This window comes from Facklamia sp. P13064 (assembly GCF_050409425.1).
Lineage (GTDB): Bacteria > Bacillota > Bacilli > Lactobacillales > Aerococcaceae > Facklamia.
In genome coordinates this window covers 88,827-102,789 of the sequence record NZ_JBNUPM010000005.1, presented here as the reverse complement: position 1 = coordinate 102,789, position 13,963 = coordinate 88,827, and the positions used below count along the sequence as shown (strand labels likewise).

Annotated in this window: 8 protein-coding genes; 3 read left to right on the top strand and 5 right to left on the bottom strand. The window is 33.7% G+C overall.

Going from position 1 to position 13,963, the window contains the following annotated elements; all coding sequences use genetic code 11:
* Window positions 1-211 precede the first annotated feature (211 nt).
* Window positions 212-874: a DsbA family protein gene (locus ACQV2S_RS03595; RefSeq protein WP_428874466.1), complete on the top strand. Its 663-nt coding sequence runs from the start codon at window positions 212-214 to the stop codon at window positions 872-874.
* Window positions 875-1,167: 293 nt separating this feature from the next.
* Here ACQV2S_RS03595 and ACQV2S_RS03590 read toward each other — a convergent pair whose 3' ends face one another.
* The 4 genes from ACQV2S_RS03590 to infC all read right to left on the bottom strand — a co-directional run bounded on the left by ACQV2S_RS03590 (window position 1,168) and on the right by infC (window position 10,139).
* Window positions 1,168-6,963 carry a Spy0128 family protein gene (locus tag ACQV2S_RS03590; protein WP_428885032.1) on the bottom strand — a complete coding sequence of 1,932 codons (5,796 nt, stop codon included), beginning with the start codon at window positions 6,961-6,963 and terminating at the stop codon, window positions 1,168-1,170.
* 2,065 nt (window positions 6,964-9,028) lie between these two features.
* Window positions 9,029-9,385, bottom strand: a complete 357-nt coding sequence (gene rplT / locus ACQV2S_RS03585) for a 50S ribosomal protein L20 (protein ID WP_428874468.1) — start codon at window positions 9,383-9,385, stop codon at window positions 9,029-9,031.
* A 21-nt stretch (window positions 9,386-9,406) separates the two neighbouring features.
* The gene (rpmI, locus tag ACQV2S_RS03580) at window positions 9,407-9,604 is read right to left on the bottom strand and encodes a 50S ribosomal protein L35 (protein ID WP_258436501.1); all 198 of its coding nucleotides are present in this window, start codon (window positions 9,602-9,604) and stop codon (window positions 9,407-9,409) included.
* A gap of 34 nt (window positions 9,605-9,638) precedes the next feature.
* Complete coding sequence (infC, locus tag ACQV2S_RS03575; RefSeq protein WP_258436502.1) at window positions 9,639-10,139, bottom strand: translation initiation factor IF-3; 501 nt, start codon at window positions 10,137-10,139, stop codon at window positions 9,639-9,641.
* A 411-nt stretch (window positions 10,140-10,550) separates the two neighbouring features.
* On the opposite strand from infC, the gene ACQV2S_RS03570 reads away from it, so the two are divergent.
* Complete coding sequence (locus ACQV2S_RS03570; RefSeq protein WP_428885031.1) at window positions 10,551-11,819, top strand: serine hydrolase; 1,269 nt, start codon at window positions 10,551-10,553, stop codon at window positions 11,817-11,819.
* Between the two features lie 81 nt (window positions 11,820-11,900).
* Here the strand turns inward: ACQV2S_RS03570 and ACQV2S_RS03565 are convergent, their stop codons facing one another.
* Complete coding sequence (locus tag ACQV2S_RS03565; RefSeq protein ID WP_428885030.1) at window positions 11,901-13,079, bottom strand: O-antigen ligase family protein; 1,179 nt, start codon at window positions 13,077-13,079, stop codon at window positions 11,901-11,903.
* A 600-nt stretch (window positions 13,080-13,679) separates the two neighbouring features.
* Here ACQV2S_RS03565 and ACQV2S_RS03560 point away from each other — a divergent pair.
* Window positions 13,680-13,838: a serine hydrolase gene (locus ACQV2S_RS03560; RefSeq protein ID WP_428874555.1), complete on the top strand. Its 159-nt coding sequence runs from the start codon at window positions 13,680-13,682 to the stop codon at window positions 13,836-13,838.
* Window positions 13,839-13,963 lie beyond the last annotated feature (125 nt).

Below are 13,963 nucleotides of genomic sequence, written 5' to 3'. Positions count from 1 at the left end.
ATAGTGGGACATTTTGATTTGTGTTCTCTTGAGACATTATCATTTACGTTTAACAGGGTTTTCGTATATAACTGTTCATTAGTTGAAATATCTATCATTTTACGGCATACTATTTATTTGTGAGGTTTTTCACTCTAGGCGTATTATTATAGATTACACTATGTTTATGATAAGCTTATACTAAGAAAAAGTAATACGAAGGAGGAATAGTGTGGAAAATTATATGATTGATTATCACTTTAATGGTCAGGCAAAGTATTTTGACTTTTATTTGTTTGTCAATCCTTTAGGGCGAAAATGCTACTATTCCGAGCAAGAGATTAATAAGGCTAGTAAATTAATTTCTTCAAAGATTGACATTAATATTCTTTGTATACATAATGAAGAGATTTTAAATGACTTTATGCAGCGTTTAGGCATTATTCAACCTAGTTTAGCAGTCCGTAATGACCTCTACTGTAAACTTTATAAAGCTGCTTTAGCCGTAAAAGCTGCACACTTTCAAGGCAAACGTAAAGGCAGATGCTTTTTAAAAGATTTACAACAAAAAATTTATCACGATCTATCTCTTTTGAACGAAAACTTAATTATGGACCTTGCTGCAAGCAATGGTTTAGATTCAGATTTGTTCTATGAGGATTTCTATTCCGATTTCACACGAGAATTATATTTTAATGACCTTAAAATTGCTAAAGCCATGGGTGTTCATTCAACCCCTAGTCTTGTGATATTTGATTCTACCCGTGAAGATGAAGGGATTTTGCTCGAGGATAATGTTACTTATGAATCCGTTATTGATCATCTAGATTTATTACATTCACAACATTTAGATCACTCTGTTAAATGTTCTACCCATTTTAATTTATTGAAATAAGAGGTCGAGAGGCTTTCGTTTCAGAGATTGACCGCTTATTTCTTTCAATAGTTTTTTGAATGACTTTTATTATAATACTTAACTATCAACAATTATTTCCCTCCTAAAATTTTCCTCTCAAGTCTCACAGAGTAGACCTTTTGGGAGGCTATTTTTCATAAAAATTCACCCTTTTATAAGAATAAAACAGACGAATCAAGCGATTCGTCTGTTTTACTTACCTTAAAAGTGATTCCATAACGTTCATTTGTTCGGTAAATTATAATCTACAAATGTCTTAAGGGTATCTATTCCTAAAATTTCTTACTTAAACCTTTTTTACCCAAAAGATAAATCATCAAACCAATAATCAAAACTGTCAGAGCTAATAATGAATAAGTAGTTTCTTCACCGGTTATAGGTAAAGTATCCTTAGTGTTTTCTTGATTTTTAGGGTTATCCGGGTTTTTCGGTTTTTCTGGTTTTTCTGGGTCTTTAGGATTTTCTGGTTCCTGAGGTTTTTCAAGATCTTTAGGCTTTTCTGAAATTTCAGTATAAATATTTTTGAAAACAGCTATTGCATCATTTTGATAGGTGACACTTAACCTTAAGAAACCTGTCCCATCATCGGTTACGGTAACTACTACTTCATGCACTGAATCATCGTAGGTAATTCCTGCTTGATTGTCTGACACTTCACGTAAGGTATACGCATACTCGCCTACCGTATCAAATGATAATTCACTAAAGACTACTTTTCCATTGCTATCATTCGTACCTGTTGCTACGACTGCATTGTTGGTATCCACAACTTCAAAGTTAAATTGACCCGCTACTAAGTCTAATCCTTCTAATTTTTTCTCTGCGACTAATGAAAGTACACCCTTTGCTGCTGTGTAACTATTTTTAAAGACAGGGATAGCTTGATCAGGATAAACCACTTCATGAACAAGTTGTCCTGCTCCATTATCAGTTACTATAATTGTAACATCATATGTTGAATCATCATAAGTGATACCTGCTTGATCATCCTGGGTTTCACGAATAGTGTAATTATATTCTCCAACATTTTCGTAAGATATATCAGTAAATGCTACTTTCCCATCTATATCATTCGATGCTGTCGAAATAATTTCACCATCAGAATTTAGGACTTCAAAATTGAATTGACCAGCTATTAAATCAAGACCTGTTAATTCTTTTTTAGCAATTAATGAAGCTTTTCCTGGTTGAGTAGTATATACATTGGTAAAGACAGGAACCTTATTGTTAGGATATTCTACAACCAATTGTAATTGACCCTTCTCGTCATCGGTTACCTTAACGATCACATCATAGGTTGTTTGATCATACGCAATACCTAGCTGGTTATCTTTCTTTTCACCAATTTTATACCTATATACTCCAATTTTATCAAAGGTTAATTCACTGAAAACAACTTTTCCATTGCTATCATTCGTACCTGTTGCAACAACTTCTTCATTTTCATTAAATACTTGGAAATTAAACTGGTCTTTTTCTAGAGAAAGACCCTCTAATTTTTTTTCAGCCAATAATGATAGTTTTCCAACTTTAGGCGTATAAGAGTTTTTAAAGGTAGGTAGATCATCCTCTTCGTATTGGATATTAGTTGCTAAGTGCCCTTGTTCATCGTAGGTGACTGATATTAATACATTATATTGATTTGTATCATAAGTTACCCCTGCCTGTTGATCTATTTTTTCACGTATCATATATTGGTAATCACCTACTGTGTCAAAAGTAAGCGCTTCAAACACTATATTACCATTAACATCGTTCTTAGCTCGAGAAATAATCTCTCCATCCTCATTTAGTAATTCAAAATGAAACTGTCCGTCAGCTAAATTTAGACCTCTTAAAATCTTCTTTGCTTTTAATGGAGTCTTAACCTCTTTGGGTTCATTGATGATTGTTATTACATTACCATTGGTTGATACATTAGGTATCTCGGCAACTTCTCCATTTGAATTAAGTAATTGTAATTCGTAAGACTGTGGATTATCAACCGAATAGTTAATTGTAAAATAAATTGATGATGCAAGTGTTTTAAAACCTTCAGGAGTTGATGTCTCAGTGAGAATATATTTTCCAGCTCTCAATTTATCTGAAATATAAATACCTTCCTCGCTTGTAAATACTTCCGATACTACCGTATCGACATTTCCATGAATGTCTATGTTTTCAATCTTAAATCCAACATCTCGTATAGCTTTTCCACTTTTAGCCTTTTTGAGAATTTTAAAATCAAGTTTTCTCCCTGTTCCGCCTCCACCAAATTGATACTGTTGAGCAGTTGTTTCAGTAACTGTTTCTTTAATAATTTTTCTCTCTTCTCCGCCCTTTAATGTAATGGTATTAGTAACCTGATAAGTACCAATTAAATTATCATTTAATCGTGTGGAGTAAGAAATTGTAATAGCTTGCGTTATTGTATCGTTTAAAGTCAACTTGAAACTTCTGTCATCTTCAGCGAAAGAAATTGAATAGTCTTCATTAATATTCAAAAGATTATTTGCGCTATCTCTAACTTTAAATGAATCAGTTAGATAACTATGTTTATCCGAAAGTTGATCTTCTATTATTGGATTCTTGATTGTCAGACCTTCCTCATTCACAGTAACTGTCCAATCAATGTTTTCGGTTAATTGGTTCTGTGTCCCTGTTTTAGCAACCAATCCACTGTTGTTATTTGCAAAATAATCCAAGTAGGCTGTATCTGATACACTAGCGACAACATCTTCTTTTTCGTATATCATTGATAAAGTAGTTGAATTAGTATATCTGTCCAAAACACTTTCATGGAATGATGGGAATTGCAAAATTTCCGTGTCATATTGTACTTTGTATTGATAAGATCCGTTTGGTAGTTGAATGACGAAACTATTGGAATCAGTGTTAATTGTCACATTAAGATTGTCGGTAATAAGGGTGCCACTTTGATCATAAACTTTAATGCTATCTTGAATTAAAGCTTGATCGCCTGGTATTGTGTCTGTTAAAACAGGATCTACTAAGTTAATGAGATTTGATGTGTTCGCATTCGCAGTTATTTCCCATGAGATAACAGGATTATCTGGAGTCTTGTCTAGGCTCACTGCTTCTTTGTTAACCGATAAAGCAGGGCTCGGAACTTTTATAAAGGCTAGCTCACTCCCGTTTGTATAAGTTAATAACGCTTTGTTTTGAATAAGATTTACTTCTTCTCCTGACGAAAGACTAGTTGTATATGTGAGCGTATACGGAACTGCATCAATGTCTCCTAATATAAGTTCAAATGATCCTTGACTTTCTTCAATGACCTGGTATTGGCTAGGATCAACTTCCTCTCCGTCTCTATATAGAAGAATATTAGACATGTCTGCTGTTGACGGAGAATATTGATCAGTGATTACTACATTAGCTAAAACGGCTTTTTTTGTATTGAAATTAATAATCCAATTAATGTGTTTATTACCTTCAGCATCAATCACAATGTTAGCTTTCTTATTAATACCTGCTTGACGTTTATAAACATTAGCTGTTGCTTCTTCCTTACCACCTTGCCAATCTAAAGTAACTTTATTTATTTGGTCGAGGTTATTGGCGTCATCTACGGTTGTAAGATATTTAATAGTATAAGTAGCATTGGTATCAGTACCAAATTGATAGGTAAATCCTTGACTTGGATTCATTATTAATGCAGTAGGATCAAAAGCCAAAGCACCTTCATTTGTAGAAGTTAATTCAAAAGAATCATTTACATACTTATAATTGCCACTACTAAAACTATCTTCAATTATTGGTTTAGTAAGATTAATATTACTTTCATTAAAAGTAATCTTCCATTCAATAAATTGCTCAGTTTTATCTTCGCTAGTTACATAAGAACCAACTTTTTTTATTCCTGCTTTAGGACCTGCTAAGTTAACATCAAAAGAAATTCCTGGTCCACTTTCCTCACCGAATAAGTAAACGAGTTCAGCATTATTAGCTATATTAGGTTCTTGCAGTCCTGCTGTCGTGTAATATGTTCGATAAACAAATATATACTTATGAGGTCCTGCATTCTGGACAGTCAGAGCAAATCCTTCTCGATTATCGCTATGTGTATAATTACGAATGTAGTAATTACTATTATCAATTAACTTTTCTGTTGTTATCTCATCTTGGTATAATTCATATGAAGATAAATCTGCAACATTAAAGTCTAATAAACTTTGATCAAACACATCTCGAATTGTCATGCTACCCATATTGATTCTTTGCGAATTAAGGGTAATTTTCCATTCAATATATGGCTTACCTTCATCATCTACCAATTGCTCCCCAGCTTTACCAAAAGTTGGAATAGTATTTATAACAACCGAGTCGGTTGCACTATTTTGTGGATCTAGATTATCAGAGATAATATTAGTGACTGTCCCCTGAACACCCAATTCTACTTCTGTCGAAAAAGTAATATAATAGGCTTGTCCTTGAGCATTAAGTTCTAAAGGAAAGCTTCCACTAACTGGTGTGAAATCTTCTGGGTTTAAAACATTGCCGTTACTATCAGGAACAACCTTACGCACTTTAATCGTATCTTTTAAAAGTTTAATTTTTTCTGTAATATTCTTCGTTTGAGAGTCCACTCCACTTATTAAATCTTCTAAAATTACTGTCCCAAGATCTTCCTGGCCATAATTATAAGTAACTTCCCAATCAATTATCGAGGGATCTTGCTCTGAGATTGAACCTTGTTTAGTAATAGTCGGTAGATCTTCATACCACGTTCCCTCAAAACTATCAGAAACAGGAGTTTCTGAACCATCTAGGAAAATTAATCCAGTATTACTGATAGTTTTAGCTCCTCCCCCATTCGGTCGATTAATTAATGTAGTATAGCTAATATCATAGGCATCTTCAATTGACCCTAAGTCAATTTCAAAGCGCGAATCACTTATTAACGGTGCAACCACTACTTCTTCTTGGCCTATCACTTGGTTTTCGTAATTACGAATGAGCTTTTCAACTAAGATACTTTCTGGTAAAAGCTCTAAATCATCACCAAAATAATCGGTATATGTAGCCTCTGAAACGGTGGCCATACTATCATTTAATCGAACGGTCCAATCTATATGTGTAGGGTTTGTCACTGGTTGTCCAGTTACATCTTTATATACTTTTTCTCCGTTTTCATCAATAATATAGGGTTGTCCTGCTATTTTTTTATCTTCCCCGTCATAAGGTATTTCCTCAGCAATGATAGTTGTTGTAAAAAACCCTCCTTCACCGTATGGAATGACAACCTCAATAAATTCTTCTTCAATCAATTGTGTTGTATCGAACTGTCCAGAAATCTTTATGTTTATATTTAAATCATCAAATTCCTTAGCCTTATCATTAAAAAGAATGGCAACTTCCCCATTAGTTACAGTATAAGTACCCACTTCTGTACCTTCCACCAGAAGTGAAACAGCTGCGGAACTTCCTTCAAAAATTTCTGGCAAAACAATAGTATAAGTGTCCCCAGCATTTATTACCGTATTAGGAGGACTAACTAGAGTATAATCAAGTATTAAAGCATTTAATTCTGATGGAGTAAAAGTTATCGATTCCCCATCAGGTAAAATGAATGTGTTATTGTCTGTTGTGGTGACAGTCATAACAACATTTTTCACCCAGTTGCCTTGAAGGACACTAAAAGTAGCGTTTTCAGGAACCATTTCATTCTCTACAGCCGCTTCATCTATTGGAGGATCAATATTGTTGATGCCTTCTGACGCTTTATCCATTGAGATTTCTGTTTTCTTTTGAGGAAGATGTTCTGCATCATCTTCTGAGTTGTTTGAATTATCCACTTGTGTCTCTTCGTTTAGATTATCATCTCCTATCTCTTCCAGAAGGGATTCATCCTTTAAAATGTTATTATCCACATCTTTTTGTTCGCCAGCTTTATTCTTAGTCCTAGTTTCGAGCACTTGGCCATCGACAATTTTTTCATTCTTTACCATGGTAGTAGAATCTGTATCAAACACCTGCGAAACTGCGTACATCGTTTGTGGTGAGAAAACGATATTCAACACAAGCATCATTGTCAACACTAAATTAACCATTATTTTTTTATTCATTACAATTCGCCTCCTTATTAACTTTTGCTCAAGCTCACTTTATCCTTGCTGATAATTTCTTCATATAACTCCTTTCTAATTCATAAAATCTCTCACATTAGTGTCTTTATACCCATAATATTAAGTCAAGCCCATAATCCTGTGTGAATTACACTGCAATGTTTTAACAGTCTCTTGTTGATCAAATTTAATACGCTTTCTTATCGAACTGAGCCATTGTCATATATATCCTTTGACTCTGACACCTTTCGAATCACCTGTAACCATCAGCCTGAATAAATTGTTTTTGTCAATTATTCATTACTTTTTTTAAACATGGTTATTAAATGTTTTAGAGACATTCCCCTTTATCGATTATTTAATAATGCTTTAAACTCTTCATTATTCAATGTAAGATGTTCTTAGCCTCTATAAAAATCTACTAGGTATGTTTTATAGCAAAAACATCGCGCCGTAAAAGGGGCTTTATATGGACTTTCATAATCTACACAATTACATGGACTTTATCCCATATTACCACAATATTGTGAATTGTAGTAGTGTTATGGTTAAATTTCAGATTAAAAATTTCCTACTAATTAACTTTTAACTAATTGAACGTAAAAGAAAAATAACTTTTCTATTAGTATCAAGAAACTATTCTTTTTAAATTTAATTATGTTTCAAAATGTTTACTTCCATATAAAACAAAAAACCAAAATCAAGATTCCCTTGACTTTGGCTTCAACATATTATGATTCTATAAATTATAGGGATCATTCACAAAAACACAGACATTTAATGTATTAAAAGCATGTTCTACTATATAGAAAGAAGTCTGTGCATGACTAATAAGATAGAACAGTCCTCAATACTAAAGACCCAAACATTAATTTCTCTCATAATTGAGTCGCACAAGTCAAAAATAATCACTATATTTCTTGCGCCTTAAGTTCTCCTGTTCACCCTTTTCATCCTTGCTCCTACTATCATAAGAAAAAGACTGTCATTAAAAGGCTAACTATTTACCTATTATTAGCTCCTTATAAGGCTTAGGAAAGGTCTGTTTTTGTCTGAACAAACAAGCTTTGATCACCACACTTTCCTGCTCAGAATAAGCCCTTGTAGATACATTGTTTCATCTCTAGTGCTACCAAACAAAAATAGCGTGTTTAACAATTCACACGCCCTCAAAAAAGATGATTGCTTATCAAACATATCTATCTATAAGTGCATCATGTCATAATTGCCTTCGCTTCCGTTTCTCATAAACGGCCACCTACCCTCCCTTAAAAGATTTGTTTGATAAGTTTAAGTCAATTCCAACAGTGAAGGGGGCTGTAAGCTTTGCTAGTGCAATGTCATTCCCCATCAAGTCATAGATGTTGTAGAAGATGTCACTTAAAATATCTAAAAAAGTACTTTTACCGTTATAGTCATCATGAATAAAATAAGGTAAAAACTATTTTCATTGACTGATACACAGCCTACATTGCCTTAACTTGCCAATTGAGCCCTAATACTTTGATTATTATTGAACGGTTTCATATCGTTGTTCAATCCCTTAATCCTGAATTAAATCGGTTGCACATTCATTGGATAAATCAAGTACATCATAGAGACAGGCGCTCTACAATAAATCAAAAGATATTGGGGGACTGTTTTTGAACAATACCGACAATAGGGACAATGACCTATAAAATCAGAAGCAAGTGTTTAAAAGCACCTATCAAATGATACAAAAGCTACACTATCCCTTAGAAAAATTTAGTCACAAAGCATTTAAGGTCTTACTCTGTGACAATTCAACCTCCCGGCTATCATCTAGGTTAAGAAGAACCTTCGGAATCCCAACAACTTTCTTGAGATTACCTTCAACCATCCTGAACTAACTAAGGGGTGATCAATAAATTTAAAGTGCTTAAGCGCAATGTCCATGACTCCCGAAACTATTGTCATTTTAAAGATAAAATCTTTTAACGCGAGACAATTTGTATCCGAAGAAAAAGAAAAAGAGACCAAACAGATATTAACTGCTTAGTCTCCTTAATTTATCATCAGCCCTATTTGATATAGAGTCTATTTTTTAAACTAATGCTTTTTTGGCTTCCTCAACCAAAGCAGTAAATGCTGCTGCATCATTGATAGCAATATCTGCTAACATTTTACGGTTAATTTCGATTCCGGCTTTTTTCAAACCATTCATTAATACAGAGTAACTCATATCATTTTGACGAGCTGCTGCATTAATACGTGTAATCCACAAACGACGGAAATTACGTTTGGTTTGACGACGGTCACGAAAAGCATACATGTATGACTTCATAACTTGCTGCTTAGCTGTCTTAAATAATTTTGACTTTGCTCCGTAATAACCTTTAGCTAATTTTAATGTACGTTTACGACGTTGACGTGTAACATATCCACCTTTTACGCGTGCCATGATTTTCTTCCTCCTTTATTCCTATAAAGCTGAAATTTGTTGCTTAATACGTTTCATATCTGAAGCAGAAACTAAAGCTGATTTACGTAGTTGACGACGTTGCTTTTTAGTTTTACCGTGGAAACGGTGGGAAGTAAATGCACGTGAACGTTTCAATTTACCTGTACCTGTTTTCTTAACGCGTTTTGCTAAACCGCGGTGAGTTTTTTGTTTTGGCATAATAATCCTCCTATATTCCTACTTATTAATCGTATTATGATTCTGACGAGGGTGCGAGTATGGTAAACATACTACGGCCTTCCATTTTAGGTTTTGACTCCACGGTCGAAACTTCTTTTGTATCTTCAATAAAGTCTTCCAAAACATCTAAACCTAAATCCTTATGGGTAATTGACCGTCCTCTAAACCGGATACTTGCTTTCACTTTATCGCCTTTTTCCAAGAACTTGATTGCTTGACGTAATTTCGTCTGGTAATCATGGTCATCAATTGAAGGACTGAGACGTACTTCTTTAACACTGACTACTTTTGTATTCTTACGTTGTTCTTTTTCTTTTTTCTGTAACTCGTAGCGATATTTACCGTAATCCATAATCCGTGCAACTGGCGGATTAGCTTGCGGTGAAACGAGCACGAGGTCCAAATCAAAAGATTCAGCAATCGTTAAAGCGTCTTGTAGCGATTTAACTCCAATTTGTTCTCCATTATCACCGATGACGCGCAATTCCTTAGCGCGAATTTGCCCATTAATCAATGCTTCTTTAGCGATATGAGTCCACCTCCATAATTTTTATGAGTGACAAATAAAAACAAAAAACAGCCCGTTTGTATACGTGCCGTCTCTATCAATTTACAAAAACAGAATTTTCTGCTCCATAAATGATTTGCCCTACATCTTCTAATGTCCGGCGAGAAACGGTTTGTTTCTACTTGTTTTCTCAACTTATACAGTGTATCACACTTCATTTGATAAATCAAGTTAAAATTCTTAGAGCATTCTAGAGTGTCTAGAGTTGTCAAACATATGTTACACAAGGTGATTCTAAATGGGCATGCTTATGTCTTAGCGTCTAGCCCTCAAATTCTTAGAGCGCAAATTTCCTTTAGCTATTAATCATAATTGATGATATAATACTGCAGAAATCTAAATATTAGGAGTTTTTTAATGGACTTAAAAAAATTTATAATAGGAACGATTATGATAGGGCTGTTAACAGCTTGCCAAAATACCTCATCCCCTGAAGTGAAAAGCTCTTCAGTTGACTCATCTAACAATCAAGCTTCATTAGAGGATTCACAATCATTACAAAGTCAACCTTCTTCCTCACTTGAAAAGTCAGTTGCTGATGAAGATGATCAAATATCTTCTACTAAAGAAGAGAGTAGAGAAACAACTTTATCCAAAACTGACAAATTAAGAAAAGCAATTATAAAAAAGCAAAACAAGTCAAACGATGATAAAGAAGAGACAAACGAAGACTTAGAAGTTTCTTCCATAGAGCCTAACGAAAGTACCGAAACAGTTAAAGAAGATAAACCAATAGTTGAAGATGACGGAACAACCGATAAGGAAGAAACCACCTCTGCAAGTGGTGGAAAAACAACTATTGAAACTACACAAGAAGATGATACCGAACAACAACCAGCCGCTTCATCATTTTCCTTAGATTACGATCAATATGACTCCGTTCAAGAAATTATCGAAGATTTAATTGATGAATATGGCTTTGATTCTTCTAAGCTAGGTATTGCTTATCAAAATTTTGTAAGTGAAGAATCCTATTACTTAAACGAAAATGAAGCACGTCATGCAGCTTCTACCAACAAAGTGGGAACCTCCGTCCTATATCTCGACCTAATTGAAGCAGGTGTCCTAAGTTGGGATAGTCAACTGCCTGCTAGCGAAAAGGATTTAGAAGAAGGTGATGGTAGAATCACCAATAATCCCTTGCGCTCATATTATAGCTTAGAGGAATTGATTTCTAACCTTCTAGTCAATTCAGATAATACTGCCTGGAACATTTTAATCGATTATTATTACGAAAATTATGGTGATTATCGCAATGACTTAATCGAACTATCAGGCATTAATAATAAACCGATTGCTTTAACTCAAAATATGAACTATGCGACACCCAATATGCTAATCGGTTATCTTAATAAAATTGCTTTCGATGATAGCTATCAACCTATTATAAACTACATGTTAATCGCACAAAAAGGACAACGATTCAAGCTGTACGTTGATAAAGGAATGGCTACTAAATATGGTCAGTATGGTAATGGTTATCACGATACAGGTATATACTTCGAAGATGGAAAGCCTATATATAGTCTAGTGCTAATGACCAACGATCTGGGTACACTCGATAATTTTATGGGGGATTTAAATTTACGCGTAAATGAATGGTACCATTACCAACAGATTCAATAATAATCACATCACCCACGCAACTTCTTCAACAAAAGTTGCGTGGGTGAATTTTGTATTCAAAATTATTTGATCAACATACTTTTAAACTTCATTTTCCAATTGTTCGAGAACACAAAAAGGGACCACTAGAATACTTAGTAAGATATAGCCTGTTTGTATCCAAAAAATTCCCACATCCATCGTACCGTGAAAAAGAACGATTACTAATATTGACACAATGAGACCTAATTCTAGTCTAATTTTAGGTTGGAAGACTCGTTCAACTACATTCCTAAAGTAATGACTAAAAGCCATTGTTAAAACCATTAGACCTACAATACCGTAATTAGCTAGTGTATCAATCAATAACTGGTGGGCATGCATTTTTCCTTGATCTGCAAACAAATAATAAAAGGTAACATAAGCCATAGGCCCTCTTCCGATTAAGGGGCTTGTTATAAATATTTGCCATCCAGTATACCAAATTGCAAAACGGTCATCAAAAGCATGCGCCAAAGTAGTAAACCTAGGTAATAATTCAGGTTTTATAAACAAAGTTAAAAAACCTCCTGCTAAAGCAAAACCAATCCCCCATGCTATTTTAGGCTTTAAGAAAAATACCATAAGGACAATCCCTACAATACAAGTAGGAATAGACCATCTCGAAGCAGTTAAAAATAAACTAATTAAATTTAAGAAGATGACTATCATCGATAACCAACGATCAAGTGGTCGCTTTGTTTTCGCCATTAAATAAATAGCCATTACTAAAACCATGGCAATATATAGTCCATAATAATTAGGATTAAAAAACGTTGCTTCTGCACGAATTTGCGGATTATGATACTTAAAAATATAAAATAAATCGTAACCATTCATAAAAACATAGTAAGTATATCTTACAAACGCTAGCAAAGCTAACGGGATAGACCCCCATGTGAAAATTTTTATCTGTTTTAAAAAAAGCTGAGGAGTAATTATTTGAAAATAAAAATTAAATAGTAAAAAAAGTAAAAAAAGAACAAATGTGACGGCAACTCCGATATAATTCCTAAAGTAGATTGATATGATTAAACTATATATCAAAAAGATAAATAACCAACTCTGTTTGCGCATTATCTGTCTCAAGTCTCGACGGTGTTGAAATAGAAGATATAAGGTTGTTAAAAAAATAACAGCGCTACCAACATAAAAAGGTAATAAGACTGAAACTGACACCAATAAGAATAAATTACCTTCAAGATTTTCACTTTGAGTCAAAGATTTCAAATTCACTACCATCCACCTCCATGACTAATATTTATTATTATAGCAAAAGATGCTCTATATATTCATTAAGTAAAAACAGATTTTATCTTGAAGATTATTCATAAAGTAGTTATTATTAACCAAATACAGTTCATCTCAAAGCTTAAATGGACTCGTTATTTAGAAATAAGTTCAATGTTTATGTGGTTGACACCGTATTTCTTACATTATCTTAGGAAATGCTCATGTCGATAAAAAACTTTTTATTAGCTTTTTTATGATATTTCTAGTTGACTGTCAGCAGGACTCTCATTCTCCTTCTGATAGCGAAGAATCTATTACAACTGCGTCAGAAAGACTAAGTACAACTATTGAGACTCAAGAAACCAGCATGGATGAAAAAATCGGATTGAAGAACATCAAGTTACATCCTATTCAAGAAATTATGATTCCTATCGTTCAGTTACTGATTTAGTGAATGATTTAATAAATGACTATAATTCCCCATCTTCTCGTCTAGGCATTTCCTACTATAATTTTTTCACTAAAGAATCTCACTTTTTAAACGAAATTATCGGCCAATATGCTCCTTCTAGCAATAAAGTTGGAACGACTGTTCTTTACATCTAATTAATTGAAGAGGGAAAACTTAACTGGAAAAGTCAATTGCCTGCCAGCAATGTTGATTTTGAATCAGGTGCAGAAAAAAATACCCATAGTCCCATTCAGTCTGAATACCAATTAGAAGAGCTGATTGAAAATTTATTAGTGTATTCAAATAACATCGCTTGAAACATTCTGATTAATTATTATCAAAACAATTTTGGAGACTTTAAACGTGATTTGGTTGAAAAATCAGGGGCTAGTCAAAAGACAGAAAGTCTTTATGATCAATATAACTATGCTACTCCTAATAC

Bases quoted from the DNA above. Each gene is read 5' to 3' on its own strand.
- ACQV2S_RS03590 (WP_428885032.1), bottom strand. From the start codon at position 6,963: ATGAATAAAAAAATAATGGTTAATTTAGTGTTGACAATGATGCTTGTG.
- rplT (WP_428874468.1), bottom strand. From the start codon at position 9,385: ATGGCACGCGTAAAAGGTGGATATGTTACACGTCAACGTCGTAAACGT.
- ACQV2S_RS03565 (WP_428885030.1), bottom strand. From the start codon at position 13,079: ATGGTAGTGAATTTGAAATCTTTGACTCAAAGTGAAAATCTTGAAGGT.
- rpmI (WP_258436501.1), bottom strand. From the start codon at position 9,604: ATGCCAAAACAAAAAACTCACCGCGGTTTAGCAAAACGCGTTAAGAAA.
- ACQV2S_RS03570 (WP_428885031.1), top strand. From the start codon at position 10,551: ATGGACTTAAAAAAATTTATAATAGGAACGATTATGATAGGGCTGTTA.